General features: G+C 63.9%; 13 protein-coding genes. 9 read left to right on the top strand and 4 right to left on the bottom strand.

The genetic code is table 11. The features are described from left to right. The first annotated feature begins 15 nt into the window (after positions 1-15). Together ASD31_RS01790 and ASD31_RS01785 are read left to right on the top strand one after the other, a co-directional pair. Positions 16-915, top strand: coding sequence for a glycine betaine ABC transporter substrate-binding protein (locus ASD31_RS01790; protein WP_056328480.1), 900 nt, complete (start codon positions 16-18; stop codon positions 913-915). 47 nt (positions 916-962) lie between these two features. Next, positions 963-1,943, top strand: a complete 981-nt coding sequence (locus ASD31_RS01785; protein WP_320409368.1) for an alpha/beta hydrolase — start codon at positions 963-965, stop codon at positions 1,941-1,943. Here the strand turns inward: ASD31_RS01785 and ASD31_RS01780 are convergent. The 4 genes from ASD31_RS01780 to ASD31_RS01765 are packed head-to-tail and all read right to left on the bottom strand — an operon-like array spanning position 1,940 to position 6,949. Then, positions 1,940-2,455, bottom strand: coding sequence for a sarcosine oxidase subunit gamma family protein (locus ASD31_RS01780; protein WP_056328477.1), 516 nt, complete (start codon positions 2,453-2,455; stop codon positions 1,940-1,942). The genes ASD31_RS01785 and ASD31_RS01780 overlap by 4 nt on opposite strands. Beyond that, positions 2,448-5,411 carry a sarcosine oxidase subunit alpha gene (locus ASD31_RS01775; protein WP_056328476.1) on the bottom strand — a complete coding sequence of 988 codons (2,964 nt, stop codon included), beginning with the start codon at positions 5,409-5,411 and terminating at the stop codon, positions 2,448-2,450. Before ASD31_RS01775 ends, ASD31_RS01780 begins: the two co-directional genes overlap by 8 nt. Further along, entirely contained in the window at positions 5,408-5,686 is a 279-nt protein-coding gene (locus ASD31_RS01770; RefSeq protein WP_056328474.1) for a sarcosine oxidase subunit delta, read from the bottom strand. The genes ASD31_RS01775 and ASD31_RS01770 overlap by 4 nt, the downstream gene beginning before the upstream one ends. Positions 5,687-5,698: 12 nt before the next feature. Beyond that, positions 5,699-6,949: a sarcosine oxidase subunit beta family protein gene (locus ASD31_RS01765; RefSeq protein WP_056328473.1), complete on the bottom strand. Its 1,251-nt coding sequence runs from the start codon at positions 6,947-6,949 to the stop codon at positions 5,699-5,701. A 97-nt stretch (positions 6,950-7,046) separates the two neighbouring features. Here ASD31_RS01765 and ASD31_RS01760 point away from each other — a divergent pair, with 97 nt between their 5' ends. The 7 genes from ASD31_RS01760 (at position 7,047) to ASD31_RS01730 (ending at position 17,019) form a co-directional block, all read left to right on the top strand. Beyond that, on the top strand, positions 7,047-8,012 hold the full coding sequence (locus ASD31_RS01760; protein WP_056328471.1) for a GlxA family transcriptional regulator: 966 nt from the start codon (positions 7,047-7,049) through the stop codon (positions 8,010-8,012). 143 nt (positions 8,013-8,155) lie between these two features. Further along, positions 8,156-8,758, top strand: a complete 603-nt coding sequence (locus tag ASD31_RS01755) for an ANTAR domain-containing response regulator (RefSeq protein WP_056328470.1) — start codon at positions 8,156-8,158, stop codon at positions 8,756-8,758. Then, the gene (locus ASD31_RS01750; protein ID WP_056328468.1) at positions 8,755-9,969 is read left to right on the top strand and encodes a CmpA/NrtA family ABC transporter substrate-binding protein; all 1,215 of its coding nucleotides are present in this window, start codon (positions 8,755-8,757) and stop codon (positions 9,967-9,969) included. Before ASD31_RS01755 ends, ASD31_RS01750 begins: the two co-directional genes overlap by 4 nt. Positions 9,970-10,296: 327 nt before the next feature. Continuing rightward, a complete protein-coding gene (locus ASD31_RS01745; RefSeq protein ID WP_056328467.1) occupies positions 10,297-11,553 on the top strand; it encodes an MFS transporter in 1,257 nt (418 codons plus the stop codon). A 17-nt stretch (positions 11,554-11,570) separates the two neighbouring features. Next, positions 11,571-14,021: a nitrite reductase large subunit NirB gene (gene nirB, locus ASD31_RS01740; protein WP_056328466.1), complete on the top strand. Its 2,451-nt coding sequence runs from the start codon at positions 11,571-11,573 to the stop codon at positions 14,019-14,021. Positions 14,022-14,025: 4 nt separating this feature from the next. Then, positions 14,026-14,361, top strand: a complete 336-nt coding sequence (gene nirD / locus ASD31_RS01735; protein ID WP_056328464.1) for a nitrite reductase small subunit NirD — start codon at positions 14,026-14,028, stop codon at positions 14,359-14,361. Next, complete coding sequence (locus ASD31_RS01730; protein WP_056328463.1) at positions 14,362-17,019, top strand: nitrate reductase; 2,658 nt, start codon at positions 14,362-14,364, stop codon at positions 17,017-17,019. Positions 17,020-17,063 lie beyond the last annotated feature (44 nt).

Below are 17,063 nucleotides of genomic sequence, written 5' to 3'. Positions count from 1 at the left end.
CGAAGGAAGCAAGCAATGTCCATCATCGATATCCTCCGGAATGCCGTCCAGGCCGCTGTGGTCGCCGGTCTCGCCATGACAGGCACCAGCGCGGCGGCGCAGGACATCAAGGTCGGCGGCAAGGATTTCACCGAGCAGTTCCTGCTTGCCGAAATGACGACACAACTTCTGCAAAAGAACGGCTTCACGGTGAGCAAGCGGGACGGCATGGGCACCAATATCGTGCGTGCCGCATTGGAAAACGGCGAGGTCGATGTCTACTGGGAATATACCGGCACGGCGCTCGTGAACTTCAACAAGATCACCGATCGCCTGACGCCCGAGGAGACCTACAAGATCGTCAAGGAAAAGGATGCCGAGCGCGGCATCACCTGGCTGGCGCCGTCGCGTGCAAACAACACCTATGCGCTGGCGATCCGCAAGGACAATCCGACGACCGACGGCATGGTGAGCCTGTCGGACCTGGCCGCTGCCTACAGTGCCGGGAAGAGCCCGCTGATGGCGACGACCGCCGAATTTCCCAAGCGGCAGGACGGACTGCTCGGTCTCCAGGAAACCTACGGCTTCGAGGCGAAGCGGAGGAATATCAGGCCGATGGACATCGGACTGGTTTTTCCCGCCCTTCAGAACGGTGACGTCGATCTTGCCGTCGTCGCTGCAACGGATGGCCGGATTGCAGCCATGGACCTCGTCCTGCTCAAGGACGACAAGCATTTCTTTCCCGACTACGCCCTCGTGCCGACGATCCGGACCGAGACCCTGGACGCCAACCCCAGGCTCGGCGAACTGCTGGATCAACTTTCCGCCAAGCTGGACGATGCGACCATGCAGCGGTTGAACGGTGAGATCGATGTTGAAAGGAAGTCGGTCGAAGAGGTGGCAACCGCCTTCCTGACGTCGAGCGGCCTCCTCTAGCTCCCCTGTCGGGCGCTTTGCCCGACTTTCTCGCCGCGCTGACAGCAATGCCGGCGCGGCACTTTTCCCGGGAAAACAAGATGGATTATCGGCTCGACCCAGACCTCCAGGCCTTTGTGGACAGGGTGGCGGCATTCTATCCGCCCGACACGCTTGCCTTGCCGATCGGTGATAACCGTAGGATCTACGACGGCATGTGCGACGCCCTTCGTCAGCCGCATCCCGAGGGAGTGAGCCGCACCGATCGTCTGGCGGAAGATTCCGGGCGCAGGGTTGACGTCCGAGAATATCGGGCCGATGCGGAACACCGGTCGGATCGCCCGGTTATCCTGTACTTTCATGGCGGCGGTTTCATTCTTGGCGGCCTTGAAAGCCATGACGACATCTGCGCCGAATTCTGCGCGAGGACCGGCCTGTCCGTCGTTTCGGTGGACTATCGGTTGGCACCGGAACATCTTCATCCCGCGCCATTCGAAGATGCCCTGTGCGCATTCCGATGGGCCGGCAGGCATTTTGATGCTCCACTCCTCGTCGTCGGGGAATCCGCCGGCGGTAACATAGCCGCCTGCCTTTGCCATGCGATGAGGGATGCAGCACACCGGACAGTGGGTCAGCTTCTGATCTATCCGGCCATGTCCGTACCATGGATCGGTGAGAGCCATAAGCGGCATGCCAGGGCGCCCTTGCTCTCGCATGACGAGGTCAAGGCCTATGACGCCCTACGGTCGGGCGGCGTGGCGCCCTATGACGACCCGCGCTTCAGCCCCTTTGCGTCCGGTGATTTTCGCGGGCTGCCTCCGACCGTTGTTTTCACCGCGGAGTATGACCCGTTGGCATCGGAAGGAGCGGCCTACTGCGAGGCCATCGGCGTGGCCGGCGGCACGGCCGTGCTGGAACCGGGCGAGGCCCTCCCGCACGGTTACCTGCGTGCGCGTGGCCACTCCGCCCGGGCAAGTCGTTCGTTTGACCGGATCGTCAGCCAGATGGCACGGCTTGCGATCGGGCCGGTATTCTCTTCCGCAGACTAGAGATATTCCGCGCACATCAGGGCGAGGTCATCCCAAAGGGCCGCTGCAAAGCCGCGCAGGACGGTGATTTCGAAAGCCTCGTTATCGAGGCGCGTGAGGTGGGCCGAAACATGGCCGACCAGCGTCGCCGCCGTGGTGCCCGGCGGAAAGACGGTTGGATCGAGATCGACAGCCGTGCCCTTGGACAACACGGCGGCGGCCATGGGGCCTTCCATAAGCATGCGCACCCGGCCATGGCTTTGGTCGATGCCGCTGGCATCTGGTTCGAGCATGGCGAGCAGGCGTCGCATATCCTGGTGTGCTGTCGGCCGGTTTCCGACGAGAAACCATTGACCGGGTGCGATGGCGCGCGCCACGAGCCCCGCCTCCCCGGCGAGACGGGTAAGGTCGGGCGTTTTCGGGCCGGCGATCACCTGCAGCACCGTGCCTTCGGGAAGCGCAGACAGCGTGACCTGTGGCGACGTTAGGGGCCGACGGTCGGCAAGAGCGGGGAGGGAGCGGATGTCAGCCATGGAGCCTCTCATTGGCCGGATCGAAGAATATCGGCGCGCAGAGACGGGCGGCCGTGAACTCGTCGCGCAGTCCGTTCCAGATGGTAACCTCCTCGCCATGGCGCTCATTCCCGCGTTTGACGAGCGCCAGCCCGATGGTCGAGCCGATATGGGGGGAGAAAGCGCTGGAGGTGACGTAGCCCTGATCGTTCTCCAGCGTCGCGGCTGCGTGCTTGGCGAGAATATGCGCGCCGCTGCGGAAGGAGTGGCCCGGATCGAGCGGCACGACGCCGACGAGGCGCGGCCGGTCGGCCGCGGTGAGCCCCTCACGTTGCAGCATGGCCTTGCCGATGAAATCGGGCTTGGCCGTCGAGGCCATCCTGCCGAAGCCGAGATCGGTCGGCACGACGGTGCCGTTGATCTCGTTGTGGGTGACATGGCCCTTTTCGATGCGCAGCACGCTGAGCGCTTCGACGCCGTAGGGCATCAGGCCGTCCGTTCGGCCCGCCTCCATCAGCGCTTCCGCGACATCGTCGCCAAAGGCGGCAGGGACGGCAAGCTCGTAGGCGAGTTCACCGGAGAAGGAGATGCGGAAGAGCCGGCCCTGCAGCGCGCCGCCGAACAGGGAGACGTCCCGCGCGCAGAGATAGGGAAAGGCCTCGTTGCCGATATCCTCGTCGATGATGGTCTGCAGGATTTTCCGCGATTTGGGGCCGGCGATTGCCATCTGCGCCCATTGGTCGGTGACGGAGGCGAGGCGCACGTCAAGCTCCGGCCACAGTGTCTGGGCGCAGAATTCGAGATGGTTCAGGACGCCGGCGGCATGGGCGGTCGTGGTCGTCATGAAGAAACGGTTTTCCGCGATCCGGTTTGTTGTGCCGTCGTCATAGATCATGCCGTCCTCGCGCAGCATCAGCCCGTAGCGCGCCTTGCCGACCGGAAGTTTCAGGAAGGCGTTGCAGTAGACGCGGTTGAGGAGCTCGGCGGCATCCGGCCCGCAGATTTCGATCTTGCCGAGCATGGAGACGTCGCAGATGCCGGCATTGCTGCGGACGTTGAGAACCTCGCGATCGACGCTTTCGCGCCATCCCTGTTCTCCCTGGCGCGGGAACCAGGCGGAGCGGTACCACAGGCCGGTCTCGACGAAGACCGCGCCATGGCGCTCCGCCCAGCCATGCAGCGGCGAGCGTCGTACCGGCTGGAAGTGACGCCCGTGAGAGGCGCCCGACAGCGCACCGAAGGAGACGGGGGTATAGAAGGGACGGAAGGTGGTGGTGCCGACCTCGGCGGGTGAGACGCCGCGGGCTTCGGCGAGAAGCCCGATGGCGTTCAGGTTTGAAAGCTTGCCCTGGTCGGTTGCCATGCCGCTGGTGGTGTAGCGCTTGGCCAGTTCCACATGGCCGTAGCCTTCCTTTACGGCCAGTCCCAGATCCTTGCTGTGCACGTCGTTCTGGTAGTCGACGAAGGCCTTGCCCCTGGCACCGGGGGTCGACCAGAGCACTTTGGCGGGAGTGGCTGACGCATCGCCCGCGATCGCGCCGAAAGTAGCCGGGGTGGCCGCAAAGCCGAGCGAGACGGCCAGGTCAGCGCCCCGTTGCGCGCCATCGGCAAGGCAGGCTGCAAGATCGATGAGCCCGCAGGCCGCGCCGGCGGGCTCAAGGCCCTGCAGGCCGGCGGGGGGCAGGAAAGCAGAGGTTTCATCTGACCAGACCGGCTTGCCGCCGCGATGGCACGCAAGATGGATGATCGGGCTGAAACCGCCGGACATGGCGAGCGCATCGACCTTCAATCGTTCGGTGCCGTTGCCGGTGCGGATATCGATTGCCGAAAGGCTCTTTCCGCCATGGGCATCGGTGACCATCGCATTGCGCAGCAGGCGCGCCTTTCCCGTATAGGTCTCGCCGCCATTCTCGCGAGGATCGATGATGGCGGTGACGTCGATGCCTTTCTCTTCGAGGTTGCGGGCCAGCGCATAGCCGCTGTCATTGGTGGTGAAGATTGCCGTCGATCTGCCGGGCGCGACGGCGTGGCGGTTGAGATAGCTGCGCATGGCGCCGGCCATCATCACGCCCGGAATATCGTTGCCGCCGAAGACCAGCGGCCGTTCTTCCGCGCCGCTCGCCAGGATCGCGCCCTTGGCGATGATGCGCCAGAGGCGTTCGACCGGCACCGAAGAGACGGGCTCGGCGACATGTTTCTGCACCCGTTCAACCGCGCCGAAGACATTGCCGTCATACCAGCCGAAAACGGTGGTGCGGGTGAGCATGGTGACGTTCGGCAGGGATTGCAACTCGGCGATGCATTGCCGCGCGAAGGCGGGCGCCGGTTCGCCGCCGATGGTGGCGGTCTCGGAAAGCAGCGTTCCGCCGGCCATGGCCTGTTCGTCGGCGACGATGATGCGCGCCCCGGCACGAGCGGCCGTGAGCGCCGCGGCAAGGCCCGCGGGTCCGGCGCCGATGACGAGCAGGTCGCAGTGCGCCCAGCGCTTGTCGTAGCTGTCGGGATCGGCCTCGTGCGTTGCCTTGCCCAGACCGGCAGCCCTGCGGATGAAGGGCTCGTAGACCTTTTCCCAGAAGGCGGCGGGCCACATGAAGGTCTTGTAGTAGAAACCGGCGCCGAGGAAGGGCGAGAGGAGGCCATTCAGCGCGCCGATGTCGAAGGCGAGCGACGGCCAGCGGTTCTGGCTGCGCGCCTCGAGGCCCGCATGGAGTTCCTGCATGGTGGCGCGGATATTGGGCTCGGTGCGCGCGCCGCGACCGATGGTCATCAGCGCGTTCGGCTCGGCGGCCCCGGCGGTCAGGATGCCGCGTGGACGGTGGTATTTGAAGCTGCGGCCAACGAGCCGGCAGCCATTGGCAAGCAAGGCGGAGGCGAGGCTGTCGCCCTCGAATCCGAGCATCGGCTTTCCGTCGAAGGCAAAGGAGAGCGGCTTGCTGCGATCGATCAGGCCGCCCTGCGGCAGTCGATAGGAGGTCATGCGCCGTGCTCCTTCGCCGAAGCGGAGGCCGCATCGCGGCAGGATGTCACCTGGTGGGTCGCGGTGTCGCGGTCGACAATCAGCCAGCGGCGGCAGCCGGCGGTGTGATGCCAATATTCCTCGTAACCGCCGCGTGGATTGTCGCGCAGATAGACATAATCGAACCATGCGTCTGCTCCCGCCTCGGGAGAAGGGCGCTTCAGCGCCGCGCCCTTGACGGTGAATTCTTCTTTTGGTCGTGATCCGCAATGCGGGCAGGGCACGAGGCTTGCCATGTCAAGGCTCCGTCAATGAAGGTTGGGTTGGGCGCCCTGGCCCTTTTCGTCAATGAGATAGCCGCGCTGGAAACGGTCGAGGCGGAAGGCCGTCGCCGTCTCGTGCGGGGCATTGCGCGCGATGAGATGCGCGAAGCAGAACCCGGAGGCGGGTGTCGCCTTGAAGCCGCCGTAGCACCAGCCGGCATTGAGGTAGAGATTGTCGATCAGCGTGCGGTCGATGATCGGCGAACCGTCCATGGACATATCCATGATGCCCCCCCATGAACGCAGCACGCGCAGCCGCGACAGCGCCGGGATCATTGCCTTGCCGGCCTCGGCCACATGCTCGACGGTCGCCAGGTTGCCACGCTGGGCGTAGGAGTTGTAGCCGTCGATATCGCCGCCGAAGACCAGGCCGCCCTTGTCGGACTGCGAGACATAGAAATGCCCGGCGCCGAAGGTGATGACGCCGTCGATGAAGGGTTTCAGTCCTTCGGATACGAAGGCTTGCAGCACATGGCTTTCGAGCGGCAGCTTGAGATCGGCCATGCGGGCGACCTGCGAGGAATTACCCGCCGCCGCCAGTGCCAGCTTGCCGCAGCCGATGAAGCCGCGGCTGGTCTCGACGCCGGTGACGCGGCCGTTCTCGCGGCGGATGCCGGTGACCTCGCAGCCCTGGATGATATCGACGTCGCGGCTGTCGGCGCCACGCGCATAGCCCCAGGCGACCGCATCATGGCGCACGGTGCCGCCACGACGCTGCAATAGCCCGCCCTTGATGGGAAAGCGGGCATTGTCGAAATCGAGAAAGGGCACCATCCGACGCACCTCGTCGGTATCGAGCAGCTCGGCATCGACGCCGTGCAGGCGCATGGCATTGCCGCGCCGCATGTTGGCGTCGCGCTGCGCATCGGAATGGTAGAGATTGAGCACGCCGCGCTGCGAGACCATGGCGTTGAAGTTGAAATCCCGCTCCAGTCCTTCCCACAGCTTCATCGACAGTTCGTAGAAGGGGTTGTTGCCGGGCAGCAGATAATTGGAGCGGATGATCGTCGTGTTGCGGCCGACATTGCCGGAGCCGATATAGTTCTTTTCCAGCACCGCGATATTGGCGATGCCGAATTCCTTGGCGAGGTAATAGGCCGTCGCCAGCCCGTGCCCGCCGCCACCGACGATGATCACGTCATAATGCGGTTTCGGCTGCGGCTGGCGCCAGGCCGGCTTCCAGTCGCGATTGCCACGAAGGCCGTTCCAAAGGAGGGAGAGGGCGGAGTAGCGCATCGTTGTCGCTTTTCGTGAAGGATGCCGATGTGCCTGCATATCAAGGAATGGTTGGGTCTCATTGCATGAAGGAGACATTTTGAACTAGATTTAGGACATGCAAATATCCGATCCCCGCAACCTGCAACGCATCGGCTTCGTGCTGCTGCCGAATTTCGCGCTGATGTCCTATGCCTCGGCAATCGAGCCGTTGCGTGCCGCGAACCTCATTGCCGGAAGTCCGCTCTACGAGGTGGTGCCGCTGTCGGCAGATGGCCGGCCGGTCAGAAGCTCGGCCGATCTGGAAATCGCCTGCGGCCGGCTGTCGGATCTCGGTGGCGCCTGCCATACGCTCTATGTCTGTGCCGGCGGCAATCCGGCTGACTGGCAGGCAAGTTCCGCTTTGCACGCGCCCTTGCGGAAATTCGCGCGGGACGGCATTCGCATCGGCGGGATTTCGAGCGGTGCCTATGTGCTGGCGGCGGCCGGCCTGCTCGATGCCTGCGACTTCACCATCCACTGGGAGCATGCGGCCCTGCTGCGCGAAACATTCCCGCATCTCGTCCCGCATCAGGCGCGCTTCGTCGTCGGTGGCGAACGGGTCACCTGCGGTGGCGGGGTGGCGCCGCTTGACATGATGCATGCGGTCATCGCCGAGCGCATGGGTGCGGATTTCGCGCGCCGTGTCAGCGACTGGTATCTCCATACTGCGGTTGCCGAACCGGCCGATCCGCAGCGCGGTTCGGTGGCGGAGCGCTTCGGCACCAACCATCCTGCCTTGCTGAGCGTGCTCGAAAAGATGGAAACGGCCATCGAGAACCCGCTGACGCGGGCCGAGATGGCGCGACTAGCCGGCATCAGCTCGCGCCATCTCGGCCGGCTCTTCATCGCCCACCGCGGGCAAAGTTTCCTCGATAGCTATCGCATGATCCGCCTCGCGCACGGCCGGCGCCTGCTGGAACAGAGCCCGCTTTCCATCGCCGAGATCGCCTATGCCACCGGGTTTTCCAGTGCCGGACATTTTTCCCGCGCCTTCAAGGCTGCCTATGGGGAAACGCCCGCCAGCGCGCGACGGGGGCAGTAAGTTTGAAGCCGTTCAAAATTCTCTCCTGTTTCGACGTGCGCGGACCCGGTCTAGTTTCGTATTACTTGATTTTGCCGACGTGATGCTGCATTGCAAAATGACGACGCGGCAATCCGGCGGCGTGCTCTCAATGCGATAGCGGTATGAAACCGAGCGGACTGAACGTACTGGTCATAGACGAAAATCGCATCCGCGCGGCCATTATCGAGGATGGACTGCGCGATGCCGGTTATGACCGGGTCACCGTCATCGACAACATGCATGGCCTTGCGCGTTGCATTGCCAATCGCAACCCCGATGTCATCGTCATCGATCTTGAAAATCCCAACCGCGACATGCTGGAAAGCATGTTCCAGCTTTCGCGCGCCGTAAAGCGCCCGATCGCCATGTTCGTCGACAAGTCCGACGAGGCCTCCATCGAGGCGGCGGTCGAGGCGGGAGTTTCGGCCTATATCGTCGATGGGCTGAAACAGGAGCGGGTGCGGCCGATCCTGAAAATGGCGATCAGCCGCTTCAACGCCTTCTCGCGCCTCAGCCGCGAACTGGAAGAAACACGCGGCGAACTGGAAAACCGCAAGATCGTCGACCGTGCCAAGGGGCTCCTGATGCGTTCGCGCGGAATCTCCGAAGAGGAGGCCTATGCGCTGCTGCGCCGCACGGCGATGAACCAGAACCGCAAGATCGTCGAGATCGCCCAGAGCCTCGTCACTGCGGCCAGCCTGCTCGATCCGGGAGGGAAGGAATGACGACGCGCCACGCCATCACCGCTGGTTTCGTGCCCTTGCTCGACAGCGCGCTCCTCGTCGTCGCCCGCGAAATGGGCTTTGCCGAGGAACAGGCCATCGACCTCACGCTCTTGCGCGAACGCTCCTGGGCGAGCATTCGCGACCGGCTTGCCGTCCGGCATATCGATGTCGCGCACATTCTCGGCCCCATGCCGATCGCCTGCAATCTGGGGCTCAACGTCCCGGCTCCCGACATGATCGTGCCGATGGCGCTCGGGCTCGGTGGCAATGCGGTGACGGTCTCTTCCGCGCTCTGGCAGGCGATGGCGGACAATGGCGCAAAGGCGGATCTCGACGCGCGCGTGAACGGCGCGGCCCTGCGCCGGGTCATTGATCGGCGTGCAGGCCCGCCGCTGCGCTTCGGGGTCGTACATCCCTATTCCGGGCACAATTACGAACTGCGTTACTGGCTGGCGGCCAGCGGCATAAATCCGGATCGCGATATCGAGATCGCCGTCCTGCCGCCGCCGGATATGGGCAATGCGCTCGCCGAAGGCGTGATTGACGGTTATTGCGCGGGCGAACCCTGGAACAGTTTCGGCGTGCTTCGTCGCGGTGGGCATCTTGCGACCGTCAAGGCGGCGATTTGGCGGTCGAGCCCGGAAAAGGTGCTTGGCGTCGATGCACGCTGGGCCAAGACCAATCCGGAGGCGATGGCTGCCCTGCTTGTGGCGCTCCAGCAGGCCTCGCTCTGGTGTTCCCAGCCGGAGAACCATCCGGCGCTTGCCGCGCTTCTGGCAAAGCCAGCCTTTGTCGGGCTCGATGCGGATCTGCTCCTTCCTGCCCTTAGCGGCAATCTTCCGGTCGGCGGCGGGGTGGTGCAGACTGTCGGGGATTTCTTCGTTCCGAACGCGAAGGCCGCGACCTTCCCATGGAAGAGCCATGCCCTGTGGTTTTACACCCAGATGGTCCGCTGGCGGCAGATCGGGCACACGGCGGATCGCCAGCGCATTGCGGCGGAGACCTATCGGCCGGATATCTACCGCGCCGCATTGAAGGACCACGGCATTGCCATGCCGTCGGCAAGCGCGAAGGTTGAAGGCGCCTTGATCGTGACGACACCTGTAGGGTCCTCCGGTGCTTTGACGCTGGGACCGGATGGCTTCTTCGACGGCGGGCGCTTCGACCCCGACGACATCGATGCCTATATCGCTTCCCAATCGACCGGCTGACCAGGTCGCGCTTAATTTATGCGCACTGCACAAAAATTGGCTTTGCGTCTGCACGAACTAAACGCCGGCGCCAGTCTGCTTCACTGCGTGTAGTTTATTTTTTCTTTTAAAATCAAAAGACTGCCAAAACTGGCATGCCGATTGCTTATCTATAGGAAGGCCCTCGGGCCAGAAGATCGGCGTCCAATGACGGGCGCCTTGCCAGCAAAGCCGCTGATCAGGATTCCGTGCGCATGGACGTAGCCATGCCGCGTGCACCTGGCCAGCGGCTTTTTGTTTTCAATCCCAAGATGGAGCGGCACGACCTTGTCGGGCCTCGGAGAAGCCATGTCTGAGAGCAAGCAGTCTTTATCCGCCAGCGAACCTGGCACGGCCCTGTGGATGTCCACCTTCGCATTCACCATCTGTTTCGCCGTGTGGACGATCTTCGCGATCATCGGCATCAGCATCAGCCAAGATCTCGCTCTCAGCGAGGCGCAATTCGGTCTCCTTGTCGGCACGCCCATCCTGACCGGCTCGCTGGTGCGCATTCTGCTGGGGGTCTGGACGGGTCGTTATGGCGGTCGCCTCGTCTACACGCTGACCATGCTGGCCGCGGCGCTCGCCACCTTCCTGCTCGCCCATGCAACGACATATCCGCAGATGCTGCTCGCCGGCCTCGGTGTCGGTCTTGCCGGCGGCTCCTTTGCCGTGGGTGTCGCCTATGTCTCGCCGTTCTTTCCGCCGGAAAAGCAGGGCACCGTGCTCGGCATCTTCGGCGCTGGCAATGTCGGCGCGGCGGTGACGAAATTCCTCGCGCCCTTCGTGCTCCTCGCCTGGGGCTGGCAGGCGGTGGCGGAAATCTGGGCTGGCGTGCTTGTCATCACGGCGCTCATCTTCTGGTTCACGACAAGCGATGACCCGGCCTTCCGCGACCGCCGCCAGCGCCAGGTGCCACAGCGCAGCCTCGCCCAGGAGTTCGCGCCGCTCGGGAGCCCGCAGGTCTGGCGCTTCTCGCTCTATTATTTCTTTGCCTTCGGCGGCTTCGTCGCCCTGTCGCTGTGGCTGCCGCGCTATCTCGTCGGTGTCTATGGCTTCGATATCGCCGCAGCCGGGATGATCGCGGCCTGCTATTCCGTTCCGGGCAGCCTGTTCCGCGCCTTCGGCGGCGTGCTTTCCGATCGCAAGGGCGCCCGCAGCGTCATGTACTGGATGCTCGGCGTCTCGGCGGTGGCGACGCTCATCCTTTCGCTGCCGGTTGCGAGCGAGGAGGGCGGCTTCGGCATCACGCCGGCGATCTTCATCGTCACCGTCTTCGTGCTCGGCTTCGTCATGAGCCTCGGCAAGGCCGCCGTCTACAAGCATATCCCTGCCTACTATCCGGACAGCATCGGCGCGGTCGGCGGCATCGTCGGTATGGTTGGCGGGCTTGGCGGCTTCGTGCTGCCCATCGCCTTCGGACTTCTCAAGGATGCGACCGGCCTCTGGTCGAGCTGTTTCCTGCTTCTCCTCGCAATCGTCGCTGTGGCGCTCCTGTGGATGCATCTCTCGATCCGCCAGATGGAGCGCCGCGCGCTTTCCCTGCCGACGGCTTCGGCCGCATGAACAGACAAGGACAGACCATGACCGAGAAACTCGTCATCATCGGCAATGGCATGGCGCCGGGGCGCATGCTGGAGCACCTCCTCGAAAAGGCCCCTGGCCGTTACCAGGTCACCATCTTCAACGCCGAGCCGCGGGTGAACTACGACCGCATCATGCTCTCGCCGGTTCTTTCCGGCGAGAAGGAATACGAAGAGATCATCATCCACGGCGACGGCTGGTACATCAAACACGGCATCACCCTCTACAAGGGCCATCGCATCGTCGCCATCGACCGTAACGCCAAGACCGTCACCTCCGACCATGGCGTGACCGAGAGCTACGACAAGCTGGTGATCGCCACCGGCTCCGTGCCGTTCATCCTGCCCGTGCCGGGCAAGGATATGCGCGGCGTGATCACCTATCGCGACCTCGATGACGTGCAGGCCATGCTGCTTGCCGCCCAGTCGCGCGAAAAGGCCGTCGTCATCGGCGGCGGCCTGCTTGGGCTGGAAGCCGCCGCCGGCCTTGCCGGCCGCGGCATGGATGTCACGGTCCTCCATGTCATGCCGACGCTGATGGATCGGCAGCTCGATCCCGCCGCCGGCTATCTGCTGCAGAAGGAACTGGAAGGGCGCGGCATCAAGATCGTCTGCAAGGCAAATACCAAGGCCATCGTCGGCGATGGTAGGGTCGAGGGTATCGAACTGGACGACGGCCGCATCATACCGGCGACGCTCGTCGTCATGGCCGTCGGCATCCGCCCGAGCGTCGGGCTCGCGGTACAGGCCGGGCTCGCCGTCAACCGGGGTATTGTCGTCGATCACGGCATGCGGACCTCCGACGGCAGCATCCTGGCACTCGGCGAGTGCGCCGAAGTCTCAGGCCAGGTCTATGGCCTCGTCGCCCCGCTTTACGAGATGGCCCGTGTCGCCGCCTCGCATCTGGCGGGCGAAACCACGGCCGCCTTCGTGCATTCCGATACGCCCACCAAGCTCAAGGTCACGGGCATCGAGCTCTTCTCGCTCGGCGATTTCGCCGATGGTGACGACCGCGAGGAAATCGTGCTGCGCGATGCCTCTGCCGGTGTCTACAAGCGGGTGGTGCTGAAGGGGAACCGGATCATCGGCACGGTGCTCTATGGCGAGACCGCCGACGGGGCCTGGTTCAACGACCTCAAGAAGAAGGAGACGGACATCTCGCAGATGCGTGAGACGTTGATCTTCGGACAGGCCTACCAAGGGGGTGCTCCGCTGGACCCTATGGCGGCCGTTGCAGCCTTGCCGGATGATGCGGAAATCTGCGGCTGCAACGGCGTCTGCAAGGGCAAGATCGTCTCGACCATCACGGGCAAGGGCTTGACCTCGCTTGACGAGGTTCGTGCGCATACCAAGGCATCGGCCTCCTGCGGCTCGTGCACGGGGCTCGTCGAACAACTGATGACGCTGACGCTCGGCGAAAATTACAATCCCGCCGCTGTCCAGCCGATGTGCGGTTGCACCGATCTTAGCCATGACGACGTGCGCCGCCTCATCAAGGCGAAAAAGCTGAAAACCATTCCGGCGGTCATGCAGGAACTGCAATGGAAGACCTCCTGCGGTTGCGCCAAGTGCCGCCCGGCGCTCAACTACTATCTCGTCTGCGACTGGCCGGACGAATATGCGGACGACTATCAGTCGCGCTATATCAACGAGCGCGTTCACGCCAATATCCAGAAGGATGGCACCTATTCGGTCGTGCCGCGCATGTGGGGCGGAGTGACCAATGCGCATGAATTGCGTGCCATCGCGGATGTCGTCGACAAGTTCGAAATCCCGCTGGTGAAGGTCACCGGCGGCCAGCGCATCGACCTGCTCGGCATCGAGAAGGAAGACCTGCCGGCCGTCTGGGAAGATCTCGGCAAGGCGGGCTTCGTTTCCGGACAGGCCTATGCCAAGGGGCTGCGCACGGTAAAGACGTGCGTCGGTTCGGACTGGTGCCGGTTCGGCACGCAGGATTCCACCGGGCTTGGCATCCGTATCGAGAAGTTCATGTGGGGCTCCTGGACGCCGGCCAAGCTGAAGCTCGCCGTTTCCGGCTGTCCGCGCAACTGCGCCGAGGCGACCTGCAAGGACATCGGCGTGATCTGCGTCGATTCAGGCTTCGAGATCCATTTCGCCGGTGCGGCGGGCCTCGACATCAAGGGCACCGAGGTGCTTGGCCTCGTCAGGACGGAGGACGAGGCGCTGGAGCATATCGTGGCGCTGGCACAAATGTACCGCGAGCAGGCGCGCTATCTCGAGCGGATCTACAAATGGGCAAAGCGTGTCGGGCTTGAAGAGATCCGACGCCAGATCATGGGCGATGCGGTGAAACGCAAGGCCTATTACGATCGCTTCGTCTTTTCCCAAAAATTCGCCCAGGTCGATCCCTGGTCGGAGCGTGTCTCCGGCAAGGACAAGCATGAATTCAGGCCGATGGCGACCATCGGCTACGGTGAGGCGGCGGAGTAAGCCCATGGACACGAACTGGATCGCCATCGGCAACATCGCCGATATTCCGTTGCGCGGTGCACGCTGCGTGAAAACTCCGCAAGGCAAGATCGCGGTGTTCCGCACCGCCGAAAACGAGGCTTTTGCCGTCGAGGACCATTGCCCGCACAAGGGCGGCCCTCTGAGCCAGGGCATCGTCCATGCCAGGGCCGTGACCTGCCCGCTGCACAATTGGGTGATCTCGCTGGAGACCGGCAAGGCTCTTGGTGCGGACGAGGGGGCGGTGAAAACCATTCCGCTACGCAACGAGGATGGAGCGCTGTTCATCGCGCTCGAAAGCCTGATGATGGCGGCCGAGTAGATGGAGAAGGAGGTCAGGACGACCTGCCCCTATTGCGGCGTCGGCTGCGGGGTCATCGCGACGGTCACCGAGGAGGGCGCCGTTTCCATCAAGGGTGATCCGGAACATCCCTCGAACCATGGCCGGCTCTGCTCGAAGGGGTCGGCACTCGCCGAAACGATCGACCTCGATGGCCGCATTCTTCATCCCGAGATCGGTGGCCGGCGGGCCTCCTGGGACGAGGCACTTGACCTCGTCGCCGAAAGGTTTGCCGATACGATCGCCGAGCATGGCCCGGATTCCGTCGCCTTCTACGTCTCCGGCCAGTTGCTGACCGAGGACTATTACGTCGCCAACAAGCTGATGAAAGGGTTTATCGGCTCGGCCAATATCGACACCAATTCGCGGCTTTGCATGTCCTCGTCCGTTGCCGGCCATCGCCGCGCCTTCGGGTCGGATACGGTGCCGGGAACCTACGGGGACCTGGAACTGGCGGACCTTGTCATCCTCACCGGCTCGAATCTCGCCTGGTGCCATCCGGTGCTCTACCAGCGCATCGCCGCCGCCAAGGCGGCGCGGCCGGGCATGAAGGTCGTGGTGATCGATCCGCGTCGCACCGCGACGGTCGATATTGCCGACCTGCACCTGGCGATCCTCCCGGATGCGGATGTCGCGCTCTTCGTCGGCCTGTTCGCGCATCTGGCGTCGCAAAACGCAATCGATCAGAACTATGTCGCCGCCCATACGACCGGGTTTGCCGATGCCTTTGCGGCGAGCTCCGACGTTTCCTTTGCAGACGTCTTGGCGCAGACCGGATTGCCCGCGACGCAGTTGCGGGAATTCTATCGCCTCTTCACGACGACCGAAAAAGTGGTGACCTGCTACAGCCAGGGCGTCAACCAGTCGTCTTGCGGCACCGACAAGGTCAATGCGATTATCAACTGCCACCTCGCCACAGGCCGGATCGGCCGGCCGGGCATGGGGCCGTTTTCGCTGACCGGGCAGCCGAATGCCATGGGCGGACGCGAAGTGGGTGGACTTGCCAATATGCTGGCCGCCCATATGGCAATCGAGAACGCGGCAGATCGCGACCGGGTGCAGCGGTTCTGGCGCTCGCCGGCCATTGCGCGGAAACCGGGCCTCAAGGCCGTCGATCTTTTCCAGGCGGTCGCCGACGGCCGCGTCAAGGCGGTCTGGATCATGGCGACGAACCCCGTGGTGTCGATGCCGGATGCGGATGCCGTCGAGGCGGCGATCAAGGCCTGTCCCTTCATCGTCGTTTCCGACATGCAGAAGGAGACCGATACGACCCGTCACGCCGATGTGCTGCTGCCATCGCTCGGCTGGGGCGAAAAGGATGGGACGGTTACCAATTCCGAACGCCGTATTTCCCGCCAGCGGATGTTTCTCGATGCGCCAGGCGAGGCGCGGGCCGATTGGTGGCAGCTCGCCGAGCTTGGCCGCCGTATGGGATTTGCCGACGCTTTTTCCTATGACGGGTCCGCCGACATCTTTTCCGAACACGCGGCCCTGTCCGCTTTCGAGAATGCCGGCAGCCGGGACTTCGACATCGGCGACTATAGTGAGATTACAAGGGAGGCATATGACCGGCTCGCACCCTTCCAATGGCCGCAGCCGGCGGGGCAGGCGAGCATGGAGCGCCGCTTCTTTGCCGACGGTGGCTTCTACCACGCCGATGGCAAGGCCCGTTTCGTCGCCGTCGAGCCGGCGGAAACCGGGCGCACCAATGTAGATTATCCCTTTACGCTGAACACCGGCCGGATCCGCGACCAGTGGCACACCATGACCAGGACCGGCAAAAGCGCGCGTCTCTCTTCTCATATCGCCGAGCCTTTTGCGGAAATTAACCCGCGCGACGCGTTGGAGATGGGCATCGGCGCTGCCGATCTCGTCGAGATCGAAAGCGCGCAGGGCAAGGCCGTCGTGCGCGCGCTCGTCATCGGGCGCCAGGCGCGGGGCGGCATTTTTGCGCCCATGCACTGGAACGACCAGATCGCGGCCAGGGCCCGCATCAATGCCGTCGTACCGGCCATCACCGACCGGTTTTCCGGCCAGCCCGCATCGAAGAACGTCGCCGTCTCTGCCCGTAAGTTCAAGGTGGAGCAGTACGGTTTTGCGGTTTCGCTGGCCAAGCCGGTAAATCCGGATGCCGCCTATTGGGCGCTGGCCAAGGCCGAGGGCGGCTGGCGGCTTGAATTGGCTTTTGCCGCGCCGGTCGGAGATTGGGCGGACTGGTGCCGTCGTATCTTCGCCATCCCCGATCGTGTCGAGCCGCTCGGCTATGCCGATGCGCAGACCGGCGATATCCGGCTTGCCTTCTTTGATGGCAGCCGGCTTCTCGCAGCCTTCTTCCTGGCGCGCGAGCCCGTCGCCGTCGCCCGCAACTGGGCGATCGCGCAGCTTGGCACCGACCATGCGGATCTTCGCCGGCGCTTTGCGCTCGTTGCCGGCCGGCCGGGTGCGGGCAAGCCGGATCCCGGCGCCACCGTCTGTGCCTGCTTCGGCGTCGGCGTCAACCAGATCGTCGCCGCAGTCGGCGGCGGCTGCCACAGCGTCGAGGCCATCGGCAAGGCGCTCAATGCCGGAACCAATTGCGGCTCGTGCCGTGCCGAAATCAGGGGGATCGTCGATGGATGTCTTGCAGATGCCGCGGAATGAGGCGCCGGCCCGTGTGGGGGCCATTTTTCACACAGCGGGAGCGC

The organism is Rhizobium sp. Root482 (assembly GCF_001426565.1).
Taxonomy (GTDB): Bacteria; Pseudomonadota; Alphaproteobacteria; order Rhizobiales; family Rhizobiaceae; genus Pararhizobium.
This window is presented reverse-complemented; position numbering and strand designations above follow the sequence as displayed.